Consider the following 21,512-nt stretch of genomic DNA (forward strand, 5'->3'; position numbering starts at 1 on the left):
CGAGCGGGCCGCCCGTCGCCCTAGGCCCGCCGGGCCGTCCGGCCCAGCTGTTCCAGCGTCGCCGCCACGGCCGGTACCTGTGCCAGGTCGGGCAGGGTGAGGGCGACGATCTCCCGCACCACCGCGGGTTCCAGCGCCACCGTGCGCGCGCCTCTCGGGCGTACCGACTCGATCGCCAGCTGGGGCAGAACGGCCACGCCGAGACCCGCGCCGACCAGGCCGACCACGGCCGGGTAGTCGTCGGTGGCGAAGTCGATGCGGGGCGTGAAGCCCGCGTTCTCACACGCCTGGATGAGCTGTCCCCGGCAGCGCGGGCAGCCCGCGATCCACGGTTCGTCGGCGAGTTCCCCGAGGGCGACCGACTCCGCGCGCGCGAGCCGGTGCCGTTCGGGCAGCAGGCCGACGAGACGGTCGGTCAGCAGCGGTCGTACCACCAGGTCGTCCCACTCCTCGGCGCCCGCCGCGCCCTCGTAGCGGAAGGCCAGCGCGATGTCGCAGTCGCCCGCGCGCAGCAGTTCCACGGACTTCGGTGGCTCCGCCTCCTCCAGGGAGACCCGGGTGCCGGGGTGGGCCGCGCGCAGGGCGGCCAGTGCCGTCGGGACCAGGGTGGAGCTGCCGCTCGGGAAGGAGACCAGACGGACCCGGCCGGCGCGCAGGCCGGCGATCGCGGCGACCTCCTCCTCGGCGGCGGTGAGCCCGGCGAGGATCCCGGAGGCGTGCCGCACGAGGGCCTCGCCGGCCTGGGTCAGGCGCATCTCCCGGCCGTTGCGCACCAGCAGCGGCGTGCCGACGGAGGTCTCCAGGGCCTTCATCTGCTGGCTGACGGCGGGCTGGGTGCAGCCCAGTTCGCGCCCCGCCGCCGAGAAGGAGCCGGTGGTGGCGACGGCGCGCAGGACGCGGAGATGGCGGGCCTCTATCACCCTTCGAGCATAAGGCTGACTTGGGCAGGAGACCCAATAATGCGTCGCCGCTTTGGGTCTGGTCCCGTACCGTCGGGGCATGGAGCTTCTCTCGGTGAACCTCGGACGCCCGACGCCGTCGCCCCACACGGACCAGAAGGACGGCGTGACCGCCATCGACAAGCGGCCCGCGGACGGCCTGGTGCGGGTGCAGGCGCCCGGGCCGAAGGGGGTCGCGGGCAGCGGTCTCGCCGGGGACGCGGTGTGCGAGCTGCGCCACCACGGCGGCGACGACCAGGCGGTGTACGCCTACGCGCGCGAGGACCTCGACGTCTGGGAGAAGGAGCTCGGCCAGCCGCTGCCGAACGGCTGTTTCGGTGAGAACCTCACGACAAACGGGCTGAACGTGTCGGATGCGCTGATCGGCGAGCGCTGGCGGATCGGTTCCGGGGTCGTACTGGAGGTCACCTCCGGGCGCATCCCGTGCCGCACCTTTCAGGGCCATCTGGGCGAGCGGGGATGGGTGAAGAGGTTCACGCGGAAGGGTGCGACCGGTGCCTACCTCCGGGTGATCGAACCGGGTGAGATCAGGGCCGGTGACCCGATCGAGATCGTGCACCGGCCGGCGCACGGGGTGACGGCGGCGATGCAGTTCCGCGCGGTCACCACCGAGCGGGAGCTGCTGCCGCGGATTCTGGCGGCGGGCGAGGCGCTGCACCCGGAGGCGCTGGCGCAGGCCCGGAAGTACGTGGCGGCGCGGCAGGACTGAACGGCCGTCACCCGCGAGCCGTTCACCGGCGCTTCACCCTTCCGGAGAGCTGGTGCGCACGCTTGGGGAGAGCTGGTGCACGCAGCGGACGCTGTCAGTCCGGGTAACTACCCTTGGGCCATGACAACGGCTCTGATTACGGGATCGACCGCGGGGATCGGCGCCGCGTTCGCGCGGCGCCTGGCGGCTGACGGGCACAACCTCGTCCTGGTGGCGCGGGACACCAAACGGCTGCGCGAGCAGGCGACCGAGTTGCACGACCGGCACGGCATCGAGGCGGAGGTGCTCACCGCCGACCTCGCCGAGGACACCGGCATCGAGTCGGTCGCCGCCCGCCTCGGCGACCGCAAGAACCCGGTCGACCTGCTGATCAACAACGCCGGCTTCGGCAACAAGGGCCGCTATCTGGACGTCTCGATGGCCGACGAGCTGAGGATGCTCAAGGTCCACTGCGAGGCTGTGCTGCGGCTGACCTCGGCGGCGGCCGAGGCGATGCGGGAGCGCGGGCGCGGCGGTGTCGTCAACGTGGCCTCGGTGGCGGCCTTCGTGCCCCGGGGCACCTACGGCGCGTCGAAGGCGTGGGTCGTGCAGTTCACCCAGGGGGCGGCGCGCGATCTGGCCGGGACCGGCGTCCGTCTCATGGCGCTGGCGCCCGGTTTCGTCCGCACCGAGTTCCACCAGCGGGCCGGGATGGGCACGGACAACATCCCGGACTGGATGTGGCTGGACGCCGACAAGCTGGTCGCGGCGGCGCTCGCCGACCTCGCGCGTGGGAAGACGCTGTCGATCCCGGATCCCCGCTACAAGGTGCTGACGGGCCTGGCGAAGGTGGCCCCGCGCGGGCTGGTGGGCGGCATCAGCTCGAAGACGGGACGCAGGTACGGGCCGCAGTGACGGCTGTGGTGCCGCTTCCCCCGGTGGGAAAATGGGCGTGACGGTACCGGACCCAGGGGGGCCGGAGGCGGCGGCATGACGTTCGTACAGCTCATCGAGTGCAGGACCAGCCGGCTGGACGAGATGGACCGGCTGATGGACAGGTGGGTCGAGCAGACCAAGGGAAAGCGGACGGCGACGCACGCGGTGGTCGGAAAGGACCGCTCCGACGCGTCGCACGTCGTCGAGATCGTGGAGTTCCCGTCGTACGAGGAGGCGATGCGGAACTCGAACCTGCCGGAGACCGACCAGGTCCTCCACGAGATGCTGGCCCTCTGCGACGGTATGCCGACGTTCACCGATCTGGACGTGGAACGCGACGAGCGGTTCTACGCCGACACCGCGCGGCGGTTCTTCGAGACGATCGCCGCGCCTGGCCCGCTGGCTCCGCTGGACGGCCTGATCGCCGAGGACTGCCACGACCACGATCCGGGCAACGAGCAGGCCACCATCGGCATGGACGCGATACGGCGCGAGATCGGGATGTGGCGGGCCGCCTTCGACTTCACGTTCCTCGTCGAGGACCAGATCGCCCAGGGCGACCGGGTGTGCACCAGATGGACCTGGACGGGGGTGCAGAAGGCGGAGTTCCTGGGGCTGCCGAACACCGGACGGCAGGCCACCACGACCGGGACGACGATCCACCGCTTCGACGGCGACGGGAAGATCGCCGAGGCCTGGTGGCAGTACGACCGGCTCGGGCTGATGGACCGGCTCGGAGCGCTGGACGAGCTGGAGAACTAGGCAGACGATCGAAGTACCCGCGAGGGGCGAAGCCCCCGTTCCCGGCGGACGACCGGGGACGGGGGCTTCTTCTGTCGCTGGTCTCCGAGCAGGAGCATCAGCACCCGTCGTATTCCTTCCCTCAGCCAACGGTCGCGGGAACGCTGCCAGAAGGTCCGCCGTTCCGGAGGTGCTCGGTGCCCGCTGCCCCCCAAGCCGACGGCTCCCGCCCCGCGGGAACGTTGGTTCCAACCGCGGCGATCCGGGTTTCGCTGGGAACAGAAGGGGCTCGACCATGGGCGACGTTCCAGTTCACCGCAGCATCCGGCCGGACCAACGAGTGCGATGTGCTGATCGCCGTGCCTGGCGGCCTCTATCTGCTGGAACTGAAGGGGCACCCCGGCCGGGTCGTGAACCATGGTGACACCTGGTGCAGTTTCCACGGCTACCGTGTGCGAACGCTCCGCAGTCCCCTCAATCGTGGCGGGCGGCGGTGGCGGATGCGGGGGCAGGCCTGACACTGCCCGAGGTGGACGCCGGTGCCGTGCGTGGCCTGAAGTTCGCGGAGGCACTGCCGCAGCGGCCTGCTCAGGCCACTCTCGCCGCGCGGATGGCAGACAAGGAGGGGGGCGCTGGTCGCGCTCGCGGGGCCCGTCCGGTTCCTGGTGTGGCAGGACACCTGACGGCGGGCGAGACGCTCCCCAAGGGCATGACCACGGCGTCCTTCGGAACCGTCCGGATCACCGCCCACCCTCACAGGGCTGCTGGGTCCCGGACACGCCCCAGCAGCGCTGTGAGGGTGCTTTGCCCCGCCGCAGAGCGGCGGGGCAAAGCACCCTCCTGCTTACCGGCGTTGCCGGCGTGCCTCAGTGGGAGTGGCCGTGGGAGTGACCAGCGGCCGCCGGCTCTTCCTCTTCCTTCTTCTCGACGACCAGGGTCTCGGTCGTCAGGAGCAGGGAGGCGATGGAGGCGGCGTTCTCCAGGGCGGAGCGGGTGACCTTGACCGGGTCGATGACGCCGGCCTTCACCAGGTCGCCGTACTCGCCGGTCGCGGCGTTGAAGCCCTGGCCCTTCTCGAGCTCGGCGACCTTGGAGGTGATGACGTAGCCCTCCAGGCCGGCGTTCTCGGCGATCCAGCGCAGCGGCTCGACGACCGCGCGGCGGACCACGGCGACACCGGTGGCCTCGTCGCCGGTCTTGCCGAGGCCGCCCTCGAGGACCTTCGCGGCGTGGACGAGCGCGGAGCCACCGCCGGAGACGATGCCCTCCTCGACCGCGGCGCGGGTCGCGGAGATGGCGTCCTCCAGACGGTGCTTCTTCTCCTTCAGCTCCACCTCGGTGGCGGCGCCGACCTTGATCACGCACACGCCGCCGGCCAGCTTCGCGAGGCGCTCCTGGAGCTTCTCGCGGTCCCAGTCGGAGTCGGTGTTCTCGATCTCGGCCTTGATCTGGGCGACGCGACCGGTGACGGCACCGGAGTCACCGGCGCCGTCGACGACCGTGGTGTCGTCCTTGGTGACCGTGACACGGCGGGCGGAGCCCAGTACGTCCAGGCCGACCTGGTCGAGCTTGAGACCGACCTCCTCGGAGATGACCGTGGCGCCGGTGAGGATCGCCAGGTCCTCCAGCATCGCCTTGCGGCGGTCGCCGAAGCCGGGGGCCTTGACCGCGACCGCGTTGAAGGTGCCGCGGATCTTGTTGACGACGAGGGTGGAGAGGGCCTCGCCCTCGACGTCCTCGGCGATGATCAGCAGCGGCTTGGACGAGTTGGTCTGGATGATCTTCTCGAGCAGCGGGAGCAGGTCCGCGATGGAGGAGATCTTGCCCTGGTTGATGAGGATGTAGGGGTCCTCCAGGACGGCCTCCATGCGCTCCTGGTCCGTCACGAAGTACGGCGACAGGTAGCCCTTGTCGAAGGCCATGCCCTCGGTGAAGTCCAGCTCCAGACCGAAGGTGTTGGACTCCTCGACGGTGATGACACCGTCCTTGCCGACCTTGTCCATCGCCTCGGCGATGAGCTCGCCGACCTGCTGGTCCTGGGCGGACAGCGCGGCGACGGCGGCGATGTCGGACTTCTCGTCGATCGGGCGGGCCGACGCGAGGAGTTCCTCGGAGACTGCGGCGACCGCGGCGTCGATGCCCTTCTTCAGGGCGGCCGGGGAGGCGCCGGCGGCGACGTTCTTGAGGCCCTCGCGGACGAGCGCCTGGGCCAGCACGGTGGCGGTGGTCGTACCGTCACCCGCGATGTCGTTGGTCTTGGTCGCCACCTCCTTCACCAACTGGGCGCCGAGGTTCTCGTACGGGTCCTCGATCTCGACCTCGCGGGCGATCGTGACACCGTCGTTGGTGATGGTGGGGGCGCCGAACTTCTTGTCGATGACGACGTTGCGGCCCTTGGGGCCGATCGTCACCTTGACGGTGTCGGCAAGCTTGTTGACGCCGCGCTCAAGGGCGCGACGGGCGTCCTCGTCGAACTTCAGGATCTTCGCCATGGGAGCGGTTCAGCCCTCTCGGAAAACGTGAGTGAAACGAACCGCGCCCCCGACGCCCGGCTTCATAAGATCGCGGGGGCCAGGGGCGCAGCTCAAAGCAGATTGTGCTTCGGGTGAACTACTTCTCGATGATCGCGAGCACGTCGCGAGCCGAGAGGACGAGGTACTCGTCGCCGTTGTACTTCACCTCGGTGCCGCCGTACTTGCTGTACAGCACGATGTCGCCGACCTTGACGTCGAGCGGCAGGCGCTCGCCGTTCTCGAAACGGCCCGGACCCACGGCGAGGACGGCGCCCTCCTGGGGCTTCTCCTTCGCGGTGTCCGGGATGACCAGGCCAGAGGCGGTGGTCTGCTCTGCGTCGAGCGGCTGGACCACGATGCGGTCCTCAAGCGGCTTGATGGCAACCTTGGAGCTGGTGGTCGTCACGATCCGACCTCCCCCTTCGGAGATCTCACGGGGTTAACTGTCTGAGGTGGCGACCAGGTGGATCCGTCGTCGCGGGTGCCGGACCTGCCCGTCGCGTTGTTGGCACTCTCCTGTGGTGAGTGCCAGACCCGAGACTATGACCGCGATTAGCACTCGGTCAAGCGGAGTGCCAATTACCCGCGGCGCGGCGTGGAAAATGGTTGCCCGGAGCCGGTGACCGCCCCCGCGGGGCTGCCGCTCCCGAACGGCCGGCGCGCTGGTTCCCGGTCCGGTCGGCCTTCGGCTACAGGTAGTCCTCCAGGCGGCCCACCGTCAGGCCGCTCTTCTGGACGCGGCGGAGGAGGCGGGCCGTGCGTTCTCTCAGGGTCGGGCCGGTGGCCTCGTCCAGGCCGACCAGGACGATGTCGCCGGGGAGGAGTTGCTTCTCGCCGTTTCGGTAGGTGATGCCGTCCGGGGTCATCGCCGCGCGCCACAGGACCACCGCCGTCACTCCGCAGTCGGCCGCCGCGCGGAGGGTGGTGGTGTCGTACCTGCCGTAGGGCGGGCTGAAGAGGCGGGGGCGGATGCCGAAGCGGGACTTCAGTTTGTCCTGCTGGCCGCAGATCTCGGCGCGCTGGCCGGCGTACGGCAGGCCGGACATGGCCGGGTGGTCGAGGGTGTGGTTCTGGACGCTCGCACCGACCTCCTGGAGGCGGGCGAAGTGGCCGTAGCCGGGGCCGACGACGCTGTCCGTGAGGAACATGGTCACCGGGAGCCGCAGTTCCCGGACCATGTCCACGAACCGGGGGTCCTTCTCGGCGCCGTCGTCGTAGGTGAGGAAGACGACCTTGTCGGCGGTGGGGATGTGGTCGACGACCGGGGGGAGGGTCGCACGGAGGGAGAGCGGGTGGGATGGGGGGTGCGGCGCCGGGAGCAGGGGCGCGTTCAGGCCCCAGTGGCGGTACGGCTGTTCGGCGGCCGGGCCGTGCGGTCGTACCCGGTCGGCCGCCTTCTTGCCCAGTCGTTCGATCGGGTCGACGGACTGGGCGCAGCCCGACAGGAGGAGGGCGGCGGCCAGCAGCGCGGCCGTCGCCCTCGGCCGGCTCACAGGTAGTCCTCCAGGCGCGCCACCGCATAGCCCTCGCGCGTGACCTTGTTCAGAAAGCGCCGCATGTCGTCGATCATCGTGCCGTCCCAGTCGTCCCGACCGCGGAAGTGCGTGAGCACGATGTCACCGGGGTGCAGGCCGCGGTCCCACTCGCGGTACTCCCAGTGGTCGACGAACACCTCCTCGTCCCAGATCGGCGCGTACTTGATGCCGCAGGCCTTGGCGGCGCGCAGGGTGTCGCCGTTGTAGTTGCCGTAGGGCGGCCGGAAGACCGTCGGCGCCTTGCCGAACTGCTTCTTCATGATCGCCTGCATGCCGCAGATCTCGTCCTTCTGCTCGTCGTAGGACAGGCCCGGCAGATAGGGGTGGGTCAGGGTGTGGTTGTTGAGGGTGTGGCCCTCGGACTGCATCGTGCGGAAGAAGCCGTAGTCGTCCTTGATCAGGTAGTTGCTGAGGAACGCGGTGTAGGGGATTCGCAGGTCGCTCATCATCCGGAGGAACCGGGGGTCCTTGTTCCAGCCGTCGTCGATGGTGAGGAAGACGACCCGTTGCTTGGTCGGGATCGTGGTGAAGACCGGGGGGAGGTCGTCCTCCTCCTGCCCGTCCACCTCGAAGCCGTCGCGCGCGGTGATCCTCGGCTTCACCTTCGGCGGGGCCGGGGGCCGCAGCGGGACCGCGTCCAGGCCCCAGCGCCTGGCGGCGGCGACCAGGGCCGCGTGGGAGCCGGGGGCGGGGGCCGCCGCCCGGTGCGGCTGCTGGCCGGCGGCGGGAGGGGCGGTGGAGCCGGAGTCCGGCCCCGCGCAGCCGGACATCAGGGCGGCCACGGCCAGCAGGCCCGTCATGCCCACCTTCAACCCTTTTTTGTCATTTTGTACGACTACTCGCATGGCGTCGGATCCTTCCAGGCCCGGCCCCGGAACCGGCGCCGACACCGCCGCCGGAGGCGAACCATCCACCGACTGGCCGACAATGACCCGGTGAACGACCTCCTCGCCCCCCTCCTCAGCCCCGAAGGCCGCGCCCTCCTCGCCGAGGTGCGCGGCACCGCGCCCGCCGACGAACTCGCCGTGGCCACCCGGTTGCGCCGCGAGCACCCCGCCGAGCTGGTGTCGGCGGCGCTCGCCCAGGCCCGGCTGCGGCAGCGGGCGGCGGCGAAGTTCGGGGACGCGGACGCGGACCGCATGTTCTTCACGCCGAACGGGGTCGAGCAGTCGACGCGGGCGAGCGTCGCCTCGTACCGGGCTCAGCGGCTGAAGGCGCTCGGGGTGACCTCGGTCGCCGACCTGTGCTGCGGGATCGGGGGCGACGCGATCGCCCTCGCACGGGCGGGGATCCGGGTGCTGGCCGTGGACCGGGACCCGGTGACGGCGGCCGCGGCGCGGGCGAACGCCGACGCGCTGGGGCTCGCCGGCCTGATCGAGGTACGGGAGGCGGACGTGACGGAGGTGGACACGGACGGCTTCGACGCCGTGTTCGTCGACCCGGCCCGGCGCGGCGGTCGCGGCCGCGTCTTCGACCCGGAGGCCTACTCACCGCCCCTGTCCTGGGCGATCGAGGCGGCCCGCAGGGCCGCGCACACCGCCGCCCTGAAGATCGCCCCCGGTGTCCCGCACGAAGCGGTCCCGGCGGACGCCGAGGCGGAGTGGATCTCGGACGCGGGCGATGTGAAGGAGGCGGTGCTGTGGTTCGGGACGGCGCCGGGCACGATCCGCGCCACCCTCCTGCCCGGCCCGCGCACCCTGCTCGGCAGGGGCCTGCCCGACCCGCAGGTCCGTCCGGTGGGGCGGTACCTGTACGAGCCCGACGGCGCCGTCATCCGCGCCCATCTGGTGGCCGAGGTCGCCGAGGAACTGGACGGCGGGCTGGTCGACCCGACGATCGCGTACGTCACGGCCGACACACTGCGCGCCACCCCCTACGCGACGCCGTACGAGATCACCGACCGGCTCCCCTTCAACGTGAAGAAGCTGAAGGCGCTGCTGCGGGAGCGCGAGGTCGGCACGCTGACCGTGAAGAAGCGCGGGTCGGCGGTGGAGCCGGAGGAGTTGCGCAGGAAGGTCAAGCCGCAGGGGCCGAACGCGGCGACCGTTTTCCTGACCCGGGTGGCGGGGGCGCCGACCATGCTCGTCGGCGCCCCCGCACCGGCTACTGGTGCTGAGCCGTCCTGAGCGAGCCGAGGTTCGGCTCGGCGGCCGGACGGCCGGACTTGGTGGCGGCCGAGACGGGGTCACCGGCGTCCGTGCGCAGCGCGAACGTGCGCGCGGTGGAGGCGACGCCGTTGTAGTACGGCCGGTACACGAAGTCGTTCCCGCTCGCGCTGATCGACGAGCCGGCCGTGTTCAGCGCGCCCATCGTGACCGAGCCGGTGTCGCCGAAGGCAATCGCGGACTGGGTGCCGGCGGACTCGCGCAGCAGATAGCTCTTGACCTCGTCGGACAGGGCGGGCCTGGAGGTCCACAGCACGGGGCCGTAGATGTTCATCGCCGAGCCCGCGGAGACACCGTCCCGCCAGGAGCCGGCGTAGGCGAGGGCGACCTGGCCCGGGGCGGTCCACCAGAACTTGGCGACGGCCACCGACAGGGCCTCGCTGGTGGTCCCCGTGATCGGATAGTAGTAGTACGTCGACGGCCACTTGGAGAAGGACGAGTGGGTCAGCGCGTACTTCGCGTCGGACCCGACCGTGATGACCATGGTCTTGGCCGGGTTGAGGCCGTTGAGGTACGACTTCACCGACGACGTCAGCGACTTGCCGTTCGTCAGGACCACGCTGCCCGTGCTGCTCGTGCCCTCGGCGCCGGCCGCGGCGGCCGCCGGGAGGGCCGCCTGGTAGTCGGTGCCGCTGGCCAGGAAGACGTACGACGGGCTGGTGGTGACCGTCTGCGCGGCCTTGACCGAGGTGTCGTAGCGGTCGGTGCCGGAGACCCGCTTCGGGATGTAGCCCAGGGACTTCAGCTGCGTGGAGACATTGCTGGTGAGGACCGAGGTCCCGCCGACCATCCAGACGTTGGCGCCCTTCTTCAGGGTGCGCGTCAGCTCGTTCTTCACCGCCGTCGACAGCCCGGTCTTCGCGGTCGTCAGCACCGGTCCCTGCCGCTTGCCGGCCAGCGCGGTCGCGGTGGGCGCGTCGGACACGTCGTCCTGGTTGAGCAGGACCGCGGCCTTGGCGGCCAGCAGGCCCGCCTCGCTCTGGCCGACGGTGTTCCAGCTCCAGCGGGACGAGGCGATGTCGGTGGCGCCCGCGTCGGCGCCCCACACCCGGGCGGTGGTGTTCTTGCGCACCGGCTGCCAGCTGGGGTTGACGCTGAAGTTCTGCCCCGCGGTGTCCGCGACCTTGGTCAGCTCGCCGGTGGCCACGTCGGCGTACTCGACGGTGTGCACGTCGTCGCTGTTCGGCGAGGTGTGCGCGTCGAAGACGATCCGGGTGCCGGCCGGCGACCAGGACGGGTTGGCGTACCAACGCGGTCCGGTGGTCAGCTGCTTGACGCCGGTGCCGTCCGCGTTCGCCGTGAAGACCTGGTAGTTGCCGTCGGTGTCCTTGCGGACGAAGGCCAGCTTGGTGCCGTCGGGCGACCAGTCGGGCTGCTCGGCGTCGGTCAGGACGCGCTTGACCGTCTTCGCGGTGGAGTCGTAGACGTAGACGCCCGCGTTGTCGTAGCAGCCGTAGTTCGTGTTCCGCTGGAAGGCCACCAGACCCGACTCCGCGTTCACGGTCGGGTGCGTGTCGCAGACGGTGGACGGCTCCAGGCTGCTGCTGATCAGCGGCTCGGGGGCCCATGACCCGTCCGAGGGGCCGTAGACCAGCTGGCCCGCAGTGGAGAAGACGACGTACCGGCCGCCCCAGCCGTAGGCGAGGTCCTCGTAGACGGAGCTGGCGCGTACGCCGTCCGCCCAGGGCAGGGTGATCTTCGTGGAGCCGCTGGGACGGTAGCTGGAGATCTGGCTCGCGCTGGTGATCAGCCGGCTGCCGTCCGGCGCCCAGGCGGCGTAGTCGCCGCCGACGCCCGGGATCTGTGTGGCCTTGCCCGTCGCCGGATCGATCAGCGTGCCGCCGTCGACCAGGACCTTGCCCTCGGTCCCCGGCCAGCTGCCGGCGTCGTCGGCGACGGCGCCCGGCGCGGTCGCCAGGGTGCCCATCGCGGCCAGGACGACCGCGGTCGCGAGCGCCGCGCCTCGGCGGCGTGTGAACAGTTTCAAGTTGTCGACCCCCCATGGTCTACAGCCCCTGCACAGGGGCCGGGTCACTGTAGTGGCCAACTAGTTGCCATGGGAACAGAGTTACGGGTGAACAGCTGTGTGCTTCCAGGTTACGAAGCGCACTCCCGTGCCCTGGCCAGCAACAACTCCCGCTCCCGCTCGTTGCGCGCCAGTCCCGCCGCCCTTTCGAACTCCGCGCGGGCCTCGGTCGTACGCCCGAGACGGGCGAGCAGGTCGCCGCGCACGCTGGGCAGCAAGTGGTAGTCACGGAGGGCGGGTTCGGCCGTCAGCGGTTCCACGATCGCCAGGGCCGCCGCCGGGCCGTCCGCCATCGACACGGCCACCGCCCGGTTCAACTCGACGACCGGGGACGGGGACCGGGCCGCCAGCAGACCGTACAAGGTGGCGATCGCCGTCCAGTCGGTCTCCTCGTAGGTGTACGCGTGCGCGTGGCAGGCCGCGATGGCCGCCTGGAGGGTGTACGGCCCCGGGGCGCCCGTCGCCGTGGCGTCGGCGCGGGCCAGCGCCCTGATCCCGCGGGCGATGAGCATGCGGTTCCAGCGGCGGCGGTTCTGGTCCCTGAGGAGGACCGGTTCGCCGTCGGGGCCGGTACGGGCGGCCGTACGAGAGGACTGGAATTCCAGGAGCGAGGTGAGGGCGTGCACCTCCGGTTCCTTCGGCATCAGGGAGGACAGGACGCGGGCCAGCCGCAGCGCGTCCTCGCACAGCGACGGGCGCAGCCAGTCGTCGCCCGCCGTGGCCGCGTACCCCTCGTTGTGGATCAGGTAGATGACGTCGAGCACGGAGCCGAGCCGGGCCTCGCGGTCCGGTCCGTACGGCACCTCGAAGGCGATGTTCCTGGTGGCGAGGGTGCGTTTGGCGCGGACGATGCGCTGGGCGATCGTCGGCTCGGGGACGAGGAAGGCGCGGGCGATCTCGGCCGTGCTCAGACCGCCGAGGAGGCGCAGGGTGAGGGCGGTGCGGGCCTCCGGCGACAGCACCGGATGGCAGGTGGTGAAGACCAGGCGGAGCAGGTCGTCGTCGATGTCGTCCGGGGCGGCGGGCTCCTCCAGCGGGGCGGCCGTCTCCATGCCGCGGCCGATCTCCGCCAGCTTGCGGGCGTAGTTCTCCCGGCGCCGGACCATGTCGACGGCGCGGTGGCGGGCGGTGGTCATGAGCCAGGCGCCCGGGTTGTCGGGCACCCCGTCCCGGGGCCACTGCTCCAGGGCGGCGACCAGCGCGTCCTGCGCCAGTTCCTCCGCGATGCCGACGTCCCGGACGATCCGGGCGACGCCGGCGATCACGCGGGGCGACTCCAGGCGGAAGACGGTCTCGATGGCGTGCCGGGGATCGGCGTCGGCGGAGGGCTGTGGTCTCACAGCCCCCCATTCGACACCCCCGGACGGCGGTACGCCAGGAGGGTCAGCCCTCCGCGATCTCCCGCACCTCGCAGGTCACCGTCCAGAACTCCTCGTGCACCTTGAGGAACCGCTTGGTCCACTCCAGGGCCTCGGCCTTGTCCTTGCACTGCATGATCGCGTAACCGCCGACGACCTCCTTGGACTCGGTGAACGGCCCGTCGGTGACGGAGATCTTCCCGCCCTCCCAGTGCACCCGGCTGCCCTGGGCGGTCGGCGTGAGCCCTGCGGTGTCCAGCATCACGCCGGCCTTGGTGATCTCCTCGATCAGCTCGCCCATCCGCTGCATCAGCTCCTGACTGGGGCCTTCGGCGGGGGCGGCGGCCTCGTCGATCTTCACGAGCGACAGGTAACGGGGCATGGTGACTCCTGGTGTTCCGGTGCGGTGCGGGGTATCTCCCCGCCTCTCACCCTTGCGTCGAACGACCCGCCCCGGGATCGACACGCACGCCGAAATTCCCCGGAGTTTTTTTCCGGCGCGGCTCCGGCTACTTCAGCGAGTCCCACAGTTCACTCGCCGCCGGCTCCTTCGCGACCACCCGGTTGGGGTCGGAGGGTGCGGTCACCACGGGCATCATCACCGTCCTGACGTGGTCCGAGGTGAGGCCCTTGAGGCTCTGGCCGAGGCGCATCAGTTCGCTGAGGGAGTCCAGGCCCGTGTCGGTGGTGAGGCTGGAGGTGACCGCGTCGGCGACCTCGTAGAGCTTGGCCGGGTTGGTCAGGAGGCTGATGGAGGCCATCTGGTCCAGCAGGGCCTTGACCAGTTTCTGCTGGAGGCCGATCCGGCCGAGGTCGCTGCCGTCGCCTATGCCGTGCCGGGTGCGGGCGAGGGCCAGGGCCGTGGTGCCGTCGAGGTGGTGAGTGCCCTTCTTCAGGTGCAGATGGCTGTCGTCGTCGTCGATGTCCTGGTCGGTGGTCACGGTCACCCCGCCGAGCGCGTCCACCAGCTTCGCGAAGCCGGAGAAGTCGATCTCCAGATAGTGGTCCATGCGGACCCCGGTGATCGACTCGACCGTCTTGACCGCGCACACCGCCCCGCCCACCGAGTAGGCGCTGTTGAACATCGCGTTGTAGGCGACGGACGTCGAGCCGCCGGAGGACAGCGGGCAGGAGGGGCGGGTGACGAGGGTGTCGCGGGGGATGCTGACGACGGTGGCCTCCGTGCGGCCCGCGTCTATGTGCACCACCATCGCCGTGTCGGAGCGGGCGCCCGAGCTGTCACCGCCGCCGAGTCTCTGGTTCTCCTTGCCACTGCGCGAGTCCGAGCCCAGCACCAGGATGTTGACGGAATCGGTGGGCAGCGGGGAGGCGGAGGCGGACGCGCTTGCCGTCGGGGTCGTCACCGCCTTCGCCGGACGGTCGTCGCCGAGCGCGCTGTTGATGTCGACGCTCTTGATGTTGTCGTTGAGGTGCCAGTACACCCACCCCGCGCCCGCGATGCCCAGCGTCATGACCCCCGCCAGGGTGAGGCCGACGATCTTCAGCCCTCTCGACCGCCGGCCCACCCGTGTGCCCGCGCCGCCTTGTTCCTCGTGTCCCGTCACGAGACAGAACGTAAGTCCGAATTATTAGGGGACTGTTAGCGCGAGCGCCGCAAAGGCGTTTTCTTCGGAAAATCTCACTCTTCTCAGGCGTGGTTCAGCCCAAGGTCACGGACGGCAACGGATTGCTGCCGCTCCAGGACCCGTTGAACCCGAACGTCACCGAACCGCCTTCCGACACCGCCCCGTTGTAGGAGGCGTTCGCACAGGACACCGCCGTGCCCGACTGGGTGCAGGTGGCGTTCCAGGCCTGGGTGATCTGCTGTCCGGCGCCGTAGGTCCAGTTCACCTTCCAGGACGAGAGGGCGGCACCCGAGCAGGAGATGGTCACCTGGCCCGTGAAACCGGTGTTCCACTGGCTGCTCACACTGTAGGCGGCGGTGCACGCCCCCGTCGGCGGGGTGGTCGCGGTCCCGCCGAGCGCCTCGGCGATCCCGTAGTACGCCGGTTTCGGCGCGTAGTTCGCGTCGTACGGCGTGGCCGCTCCGTACCCCGGGAACGTGCTGTCCACCCAGGAGTCGGAGTCGGTGAAGCCCCACACGGTGACGTTGACGCAGCGGCTCACGGCCACGCACGCGGCGACCACCGACTTGAAGTCGGCCTTCTGCTGGGCGAGTTCGGTGCTGTCGGAGGGCAGTGCCAGCCGGATGTCCAACTCGGTGATCGCCACGTCCACGCCGAGGTCCGCGAAGCGCTGGATGTTCTGCTGGAGGGTCGATGGCACCTGGCCGAGGACGAGATGCGCCTGGAGACCGACCCCGTCGACCGGGACGCCCGCCGCCTTCAGGGACTTGACCAGGTTGTACAGAGCCGTGGACTTCGCGTTGACGCCCTCGACGTTGTAGTCGTTGATGTACAGCTTGGCCGCCGGATCGGCCGCGTGGGCCCAGGTCAGGGCGTTGGCGATGTAGTCGGTGCCGAGGCCGTTGTACCAGAGGGTGGAGCGGTAGGTGCCGTCCTCGTTGAAGGGCTCGTTGACGACGTCCCAGGCGGCGATCTTGCCCTTGTAGCGGCCGACCTCGGTGCTGATGTGGTTCTGCAGCAGGTTGCTGAGCTGGGCGGACGTCCACGTGCCGTTGGTCAGCCAGCTCGGGTTCTGGCTGTGCCAGACCAGGGTGTGGCCGCGTACCTGCTGGTTGTGACTCTGGGCGAAGGCGACGATCTGGTCCGCCTCGGTCCAGTTGAAGGTGCCCTGGGTGGGCTCGACCGACCCCCATTTCATGGCGTTGCCCGGGGTCAGCGAGCTGAACTGGGCGCCGGCGATGTCGCCGTACGTCCCGGTGAGCTTGGAGCCGGTCACCGCGGTGCCGATGACCTTGCCCCTGGCGGCGGCGAGGTCGCGCAGCGGGGTGTCGGCGGCGTGCGCCGCGGGCGCCGTGCACAGCAGCGCGGCGCCGGTGACGAGTGCCGCCAGGGATAAGCCCGTGGACCAGCCTGTTCTCAGAGATCTCATTGCGGGTGCCTCCGAAACTTTCGGTCGTACAACCGATTGGCTTCGGAGGAGTGTGGAGACGCCCGCCCCACCCGTCAATACGTCAACTTCCGGCCAGGCCCGCCTCAGCGGGGCATGGGCGCCGCCGTACTCGACCGCACCACCAGGCTGGTCGCCAGCTCCACCCGGGTCGCGGTGGTGGCCTCCTCCGCCCGCCCCATCTCCAGCACCAGCCGCGCCGCCGCCTCGGCCATCTCGGTGAGCGGCTGCCGTACGGTCGTCAGCGGCGGCCCCACCCAGCGGGCCACCGGCAGATCGTCGAACCCGACGATGCTCACGTCCTCCGGGATCCGCAGTCCCAGCTCGCGCGCGGCCTCGTACAGCCCGAGGGCCTGGAGGTCGTTGCCGGTGAAGACGGCGGTGGGCCGGTCGGGCATGCGCAGCAGCTCCAGGCCGAGCCGGTAGCCGGCGTCGTGGTGGAAGTCCCCGGCCTTGACCAGGCTCTGGTCGACAGGCAGCCCGGCGGTCTCCAGCGCGGCCCGGTAGCCGTCCACCCGGGCCCGGCTGCACATCATCCGCGAGGGCCCGCTGATGGCCCCGATGCGCCGGTGCCCCAACTCGACGAGATGCCGGGTGGCGGCCAGGCCCCCCTGCCAGTTCGTCGCCCCGATCGAGGGCACGTCGGGCCCCGGGTCCCCCGCCGGGTCCATCACCACGAACGGGATCGACCGGCTCAGCAGCAGCGCCCGCTGCGACTCGTCCAGCCCCGACAGCACCAGCACCACACCGTGCGGCCGTCGCGCCGCCACCTGGTCGGCCCAGGTCCGCCCCGGGGTGAGCCGTCCGGCGCTCTCGCTGAGCACCACGCTCAGCCCGGCGTCCCGGGCCACGTTCTCCACCCCCCGGATGACCTCCATCGCCCAAGCGCTCTCCAGCTCGTGGAAGACCAGGTCGATCAGCGGCGACCGGGAGGCCTCGGCGCGGCGCCGCCGGTAGCCGTAGGCGCGCAGCAGCTCCTCGACCCGGGTGCGGGTCGCCGGAGCGACGTCGGCACGCCCGTTGAGGACCTTCGAAACAGTCGGAGCGGACACGCCGGCCTCACGGGCGATTTCGGCGAGCGTCGCCGTCTGCGTTTCTGCGGACTTGGGAGGCGTCATGCCCGCGATCGTATCCCTGCGCTCCCCCTTGACGAAGACCTTCGCACGCCATAGGTTCCCGGAACATTCGGTGTGTTGTACGAAACATTCGCGACGGGAGTTTCATGACCACCGCTCCTTGGCGAGACCCCGCACTGCCCGCCCCGGCCCGCGTCGACGACCTGCTCCCCCGGATGACCCTGGAGGAGAAGACCGCCCAGCTCTACGGCGTGTGGGTGGGCGCCGCCACGGACGGCGACGGAGTCGCCCCGCTGCAACGGGAGATGACCGCCGACTACGACTGGGACGAGCTGATCACCCGGGGCCTCGGCCAGCTGACCCGTTCCTTCGGTACCGCCCCGGTGGCCCCGGCGCTGGGCGCGCGCGCACTGGCCCGCGCCCAGCGCCGGATCACCGCCGCGGGCCGTTTCGGTATCCCGGCGATCGCCCACGAGGAGTGCCTGGCCGGCTTCACGGCCTGGCAGGCGACGGCCTACCCGGTCCCGCTCGCGTGGGGCGCCGCCTTCGACCCGCCGCTGGTCGAGGAACTGGGCCGGCGCATCGGCGAGGACCTCCGCTCGGTCGGCGTCCACCAGGGCCTGGCCCCCGTCCTGGACGTGGTCCGCGACCCGCGCTGGGGGCGGGTCGAGGAGACGATCGGCGAGGACCCGTATCTGGTGGGCACGATCGGCACGGCCTACGTCCGGGGCCTGGAGTCGGCCGGGATCGTCGCCACGCTGAAGCACTTCGCGGGTTACGCCTCCTCCGCCGGAGCCCGCAACCTGGCCCCGGTCCGGGCCGGGGTAAGGGAGTTCGCGGACGTCACCCTCCCCCCGTTCGAGATGGCGCTGCGCGACGGCGGAGCCCGCTCCGTGATGGCGGCGTACAACGAGACGGACGGCGTGCCGGCGTCCGCGGACCCGCGCCTGCTGACCGAACTGCTCCGCGACGAATGGGACTTCACGGGAACCGTGGTCGCCGACTACTTCGGCATCGGCTTCCTCCGGACGCTGCACCGGGTGGCGGGCACGGAGGCGGAGGCGGCGCAACTGGCACTGGCGGCCGGGATCGACGTCGAACTACCGACCCTCAAGTGCTACGGCCGCCCGCTGGTGGCGGCGGTGCGGGAGGGCACGGTCCCCGAGTCCCTGGTGGACCGGGCGGTCCGCCGGGTGCTGCTCCAGAAGTGCGAACTGGGGCTGCTGGACGAGGACTGGGATCCGGAGCCGGACGGCCCGATCGACCTCGACTCGACCGCCAACCGCGACCTGGCCCGCCGTCTGGCGGAGGAGTCGGTCGTCCTGCTGGACAACCCGGACGGCGTCCTGCCGCTGGCCCCCGACACCCGCATAGCGGTGGTCGGCCCGCGCGCGGCCGACGCCCTGGCCATGCTCGGCTGCTACTCCTTCCCGTCCCATGTCCTGGCCCACCACCCGGAGGCCGACCTGGGCATCGCCATCCCCACCGTCCTGGAGTCGCTGCGCGCCGAACTCCCGGACGCGAAGGTGACGTTCGCCGAGGGCTGCGATGTCTCCGGCCCGGACACCGCCGGCTTCGAGGAGGCGGTGGCACGCGCGGCCGAGGCGGACGTGTGCGTGGCGGTGCTCGGCGACCGGGCGGGCCTGTTCGGGCGGGGCACGTCGGGCGAGGGCTGCGATGTCGCCGACCTGTCGCTGCCCGGCGTCCAGGCCGGCCTGCTGGACGCGCTGCTCTCGACGGGCGTCCCGGTGGTCCTGGTCCTCCTCACCGGACGCCCGTACGCACTGGGCCGCTGGCAGGGCCGGCTCGGCGCGGTGGTGCAGGCGTTCTTCCCCGGGGAGGAGGGCGGCCCGGCGGTGGCGGGAGTGCTGTCGGGCCGCGTCAACCCGTCGGGGAGGCTGCCGGTGAGCGTCCCGCGGGTGCCCGGCGGCCAGCCCTGGACCTACCTCCAGCCCCCGCTCGGCCTGGCGGGCGAGGTCAGCAACCTGGACCCGACCCCGCTGTACCCGTTCGGGCACGGCCGCTCGTACACGACGTTCGCATGGGAGCTGGTCTCGCAGGGCACCGCCGAGATCGACACGGACGGTTCGTACGACGTGACCGTGGCGGTCCGCAACACGAGCGAGCGGGCCGGCGCGGAGGTCGTGCAGCTGTATCTGCATGACCCGGTGGCGTCGGTGACCCGCCCGGACGTCCGCCTGATCGGCTACCGGCGGCTGGAGTTGGCCCCAGGGGATTCAAGAAGGGTGACCTTCCGCTTCCACGCGGATCTGTCGGCGTTCACCGATCGGGAGGGGGCCCGGGTGGTGGAGCCGGGCGCGCTGGAACTGCGGGTGGGCGCTTCCAGCGCGGCGGCCCGAGGCACGGTACGGCTGCAACTGACAGGTCCGGTACGGCGGTTGGGGCCGGACCGGGTGCTGCGCTGCGAGACGGAGGTGGTCTGAGCGCAGTCGGGGCGCACCGGATGACGGACCAGCACCAAGCGGATAGAAATATCCGCTTGGTGTTCACGGTGGTGTGCGTCGGCGTGGTCCTGCGGATCGGCTTCGGCCTGGAACCGGCCCCGACGGCCCACACGTCCGCGATGACCGACGCCCGGATCCGACAGACGTGGCCGGGGCCTAGGGAGTCTCCACTCCGGCCGACTCGAAGCGCCAGCGGTGCACCGGCCGGGTCACCAGGTCTCCCGGCGGTTCGGGGAGTTCAGGGCGGTCCGAGTCGTCGTACGCCCCGTCCCACCAGGTGATCACCAGCACCCGGTCCTGCGGTGCACGGAAGGTCTCCCGGCGCAGCGGGGCCTCGGGCAGGCTCTGTCGCCGCGCCCACGTCAGCAGCTCCGCGCCCCGTCCCGCCACCGCCCGCGCCTCCCACATCAACGCGACCGTCACGAGTTGAGGTTCTCCTTGCTGACCTCGTGCACATGGTCGTGGTCGTGGCCCGGGACATGCGGGTCCGTCACCGGCAGGGAACTGTCCGCCGAGAGGTCCCAGCCGGACGGGGTCCGGTTGCGCGCGACCATCTCGGCACCGAGGGCGGCCACCATCGCGCCGTTGTCGGTGCACAGCTTCGGGCGGGGGACGCGAAGCCGGATGCCCGCCGCCTCGCAGCGCTCCTGCGCGAGGGCGCGCAGCCGGGAGTTGGCGGCGACACCGCCACCGATCATCAGGTGGTCGACGCCCTCGTCACGGCAGGCCCGTACGGCCTTGCGGGTCAGGACGTCCACGACCGCCTCCTGGAAGGAGGCGGACACATCGCGGACCGGGACTTCTTCGCCCGCTGCTCGCTTGGCCTCGATCCAGCGGGCCACGGCGGTCTTGAGACCGGAGAAGGAGAAGTCGTACGCCGGGTCGCGCGGGCCGGTGAGGCCGCGCGGGAAGGTGATCGCCTCCGGGTCGCCCTCGCGCGCGTAGCGGTCGATGACCGGGCCGCCGGGGAAGCCCAGGTTCAGCACGCGGGCGATCTTGTCGAAGGCCTCGCCTGCCGCGTCGTCGATGGTCGCGCCGAGCGGCCGTACGTCGGAGGTGATGTCCGAGGAGAGCAGCAGGGAGCTGTGCCCGCCGGACACCAGCAGGGCCATCGTCGGCTCCGGCAGCGGACCGTGTTCCAGCTGGTCGACGCAGATGTGGGAGGCGAGGTGGTTCACGCCGTACAGCGGCTTGCCGAGCGCGTACGCGTACGCCTTCGCCGCCGAGACGCCGACCAGCAGCGCGCCGGCCAGGCCGGGGCCTGCCGTGACCGCGATGCCGTCCAGGTCCTTCGCGCTCACGCCCGCGTCCTTCAGCGCACGCTCGATGGTGGGGACCATCGCCTCCAGGTGCGCCCGGGACGCCACCTCGGGCACCACTCCGCCGAAGCGGGCGTGCTCGTCGACGGACGAGGCGACGGCGTCGGCGAGCAGGGTGGTACCCCGGACGATGCCGACGCCGGTCTCGTCGCAGGAGGTCTCGATCCCCAGAACCAGGGGTTCGTCAGCCATTGGTCTCGGTTCCTTGTTCGGAGATGGGTCCGTCGGCGGGGCCACCGCCGGGCTTCGTCGTCAGGCGCATCACCAGGGCGTCCACGTTCCCCGGCTGGTAGTAGCCGCGTCTGAACCCGATGGGCTCGAAGCCGAACCGCTCGTAGAGCTTCTGTGCGCGGGTGTTGTCGACCCGGCACTCCAGCATGACCTCGGCGCACTCGAAGGAGGTCGCGGCCCGCAGCAGCTCGGTGAGCAGCTCCCCGCCGAGGCCGGTGCCCCAGTGGTCGCGGGCGACGGCGATGGTCTGGACGTCGCCGAGTTCGCCCTGGGCGGCCAGCCCCGCGTACCCCACGACCCGGCCGTCCTCCAGGGCGACCACGTACCGCCGGGTCGCCTCCGGGCCCCTCGCGTGCGCCAGCTCGGACCAGAACATCCCCCGCGACCAGGCGTCCTCGGGAAACAGGCCCTTCTCCAGCTCAAGGACCTGGTCGATGTCCCACCAGCGCATCTCGCGCAACTGTGCG

Annotated in this window: 19 protein-coding genes; 5 read left to right on the plus strand and 14 right to left on the minus strand. The window is 71.0% G+C overall.

Annotated features, from left to right (window positions below; genetic code table 11):
* Positions 1-20 precede the first annotated feature (20 nt).
* A complete protein-coding gene (locus ABTY98_RS24110; RefSeq protein ID WP_352223029.1) occupies positions 21-920 on the minus strand; it encodes a LysR family transcriptional regulator in 900 nt (299 codons plus the stop codon).
* Positions 921-999: 79 nt separating this feature from the next.
* On the opposite strand from ABTY98_RS24110, the gene ABTY98_RS24115 reads away from it, so the two are divergent.
* The 3 genes from ABTY98_RS24115 to ABTY98_RS24125 all read left to right on the plus strand — a co-directional run bounded on the left by ABTY98_RS24115 (position 1,000) and on the right by ABTY98_RS24125 (position 3,345).
* Positions 1,000-1,668 carry an MOSC domain-containing protein gene (locus ABTY98_RS24115; RefSeq protein ID WP_352223030.1) on the plus strand — a complete coding sequence of 223 codons (669 nt, stop codon included), beginning with the start codon at positions 1,000-1,002 and terminating at the stop codon, positions 1,666-1,668.
* Positions 1,669-1,788: 120 nt separating this feature from the next.
* Positions 1,789-2,562: an SDR family NAD(P)-dependent oxidoreductase gene (locus tag ABTY98_RS24120; protein ID WP_352223031.1), complete on the plus strand. Its 774-nt coding sequence runs from the start codon at positions 1,789-1,791 to the stop codon at positions 2,560-2,562.
* A gap of 75 nt (positions 2,563-2,637) precedes the next feature.
* A complete protein-coding gene (locus tag ABTY98_RS24125) occupies positions 2,638-3,345 on the plus strand; it encodes an ester cyclase (RefSeq protein ID WP_352223032.1) in 708 nt (235 codons plus the stop codon).
* 845 nt (positions 3,346-4,190) lie between these two features.
* Here ABTY98_RS24125 and groL read toward each other — a convergent pair.
* The 4 genes from groL to ABTY98_RS24145 all read right to left on the minus strand — a co-directional run bounded on the left by groL (position 4,191) and on the right by ABTY98_RS24145 (position 8,172).
* Complete coding sequence (gene groL / locus ABTY98_RS24130; protein ID WP_352223033.1) at positions 4,191-5,816, minus strand: chaperonin GroEL; 1,626 nt, start codon at positions 5,814-5,816, stop codon at positions 4,191-4,193.
* A 118-nt stretch (positions 5,817-5,934) separates the two neighbouring features.
* Entirely contained in the window at positions 5,935-6,243 is a 309-nt protein-coding gene (gene groES, locus ABTY98_RS24135) for a co-chaperone GroES (protein ID WP_330459340.1), read from the minus strand.
* 283 nt (positions 6,244-6,526) lie between these two features.
* Positions 6,527-7,330 carry a polysaccharide deacetylase family protein gene (locus tag ABTY98_RS24140; RefSeq protein WP_352223034.1) on the minus strand — a complete coding sequence of 268 codons (804 nt, stop codon included), beginning with the start codon at positions 7,328-7,330 and terminating at the stop codon, positions 6,527-6,529.
* The gene (locus ABTY98_RS24145; RefSeq protein ID WP_352223035.1) at positions 7,327-8,172 is read right to left on the minus strand and encodes a polysaccharide deacetylase family protein; all 846 of its coding nucleotides are present in this window, start codon (positions 8,170-8,172) and stop codon (positions 7,327-7,329) included. The genes ABTY98_RS24140 and ABTY98_RS24145 overlap by 4 nt, the downstream gene beginning before the upstream one ends.
* Positions 8,173-8,307: 135 nt before the next feature.
* Between ABTY98_RS24145 and ABTY98_RS24150 the strand changes: the two genes are divergently transcribed.
* Positions 8,308-9,498 (plus strand): THUMP-like domain-containing protein, encoded by a 1,191-nt coding sequence (locus tag ABTY98_RS24150; RefSeq protein ID WP_352223036.1) that lies wholly within the window; start codon positions 8,308-8,310, stop codon positions 9,496-9,498.
* Here ABTY98_RS24150 and ABTY98_RS24155 read toward each other — a convergent pair.
* From ABTY98_RS24155 to ABTY98_RS24180, 6 genes are all read right to left on the minus strand, one after another.
* On the minus strand, positions 9,476-11,524 hold the full coding sequence (locus tag ABTY98_RS24155) for a cell wall-binding repeat-containing protein (RefSeq protein WP_352223037.1): 2,049 nt from the start codon (positions 11,522-11,524) through the stop codon (positions 9,476-9,478). The two genes, ABTY98_RS24150 and ABTY98_RS24155, sit on opposite strands and share 23 nt — an antisense overlap.
* Positions 11,525-11,634: 110 nt before the next feature.
* Complete coding sequence (locus tag ABTY98_RS24160; RefSeq protein WP_352223038.1) at positions 11,635-12,903, minus strand: RNA polymerase sigma factor; 1,269 nt, start codon at positions 12,901-12,903, stop codon at positions 11,635-11,637.
* A gap of 43 nt (positions 12,904-12,946) precedes the next feature.
* Positions 12,947-13,303 (minus strand): YciI family protein, encoded by a 357-nt coding sequence (locus tag ABTY98_RS24165; RefSeq protein ID WP_352223039.1) that lies wholly within the window; start codon positions 13,301-13,303, stop codon positions 12,947-12,949.
* Between the two features lie 127 nt (positions 13,304-13,430).
* Complete coding sequence (locus tag ABTY98_RS24170; RefSeq protein WP_352223040.1) at positions 13,431-14,486, minus strand: LCP family protein; 1,056 nt, start codon at positions 14,484-14,486, stop codon at positions 13,431-13,433.
* A 94-nt stretch (positions 14,487-14,580) separates the two neighbouring features.
* Complete coding sequence (locus ABTY98_RS24175) at positions 14,581-15,936, minus strand: glycoside hydrolase family 10 protein (protein WP_352223041.1); 1,356 nt, start codon at positions 15,934-15,936, stop codon at positions 14,581-14,583.
* A 104-nt stretch (positions 15,937-16,040) separates the two neighbouring features.
* The gene (locus ABTY98_RS24180) at positions 16,041-17,072 is read right to left on the minus strand and encodes a LacI family DNA-binding transcriptional regulator (RefSeq protein WP_352223042.1); all 1,032 of its coding nucleotides are present in this window, start codon (positions 17,070-17,072) and stop codon (positions 16,041-16,043) included.
* Between the two features lie 104 nt (positions 17,073-17,176).
* Between ABTY98_RS24180 and ABTY98_RS24185 the strand changes: the two genes are divergently transcribed.
* Positions 17,177-19,474 carry a beta-xylosidase/alpha-l-arabinosidase gene (locus ABTY98_RS24185; RefSeq protein ID WP_352223043.1) on the plus strand — a complete coding sequence of 766 codons (2,298 nt, stop codon included), beginning with the start codon at positions 17,177-17,179 and terminating at the stop codon, positions 19,472-19,474.
* Between the two features lie 177 nt (positions 19,475-19,651).
* On the opposite strand, the gene ABTY98_RS24190 is transcribed toward ABTY98_RS24185, so the two are convergent.
* From ABTY98_RS24190 to rimI, 3 genes are read right to left on the minus strand one after another with little or no spacing between them, the layout of a single operon-like run.
* The gene (locus ABTY98_RS24190) at positions 19,652-19,918 is read right to left on the minus strand and encodes a hypothetical protein (protein WP_352223044.1); all 267 of its coding nucleotides are present in this window, start codon (positions 19,916-19,918) and stop codon (positions 19,652-19,654) included.
* Positions 19,915-21,006 (minus strand): tRNA (adenosine(37)-N6)-threonylcarbamoyltransferase complex transferase subunit TsaD, encoded by a 1,092-nt coding sequence (tsaD, locus tag ABTY98_RS24195; RefSeq protein WP_352223045.1) that lies wholly within the window; start codon positions 21,004-21,006, stop codon positions 19,915-19,917. Before tsaD ends, ABTY98_RS24190 begins: the two co-directional genes overlap by 4 nt.
* The gene (rimI, locus tag ABTY98_RS24200; RefSeq protein WP_352223104.1) at positions 20,999-21,496 is read right to left on the minus strand and encodes a ribosomal protein S18-alanine N-acetyltransferase; all 498 of its coding nucleotides are present in this window, start codon (positions 21,494-21,496) and stop codon (positions 20,999-21,001) included. Before rimI ends, tsaD begins: the two co-directional genes overlap by 8 nt.
* Between the last annotated feature and the right edge of the window lie 16 nt (positions 21,497-21,512).

Origin of the sequence: Streptomyces sp. NPDC096040 (assembly GCF_040303265.1) — a bacterium.
Classification (GTDB): Bacteria; Actinomycetota; Actinomycetes; order Streptomycetales; family Streptomycetaceae; genus Streptomyces.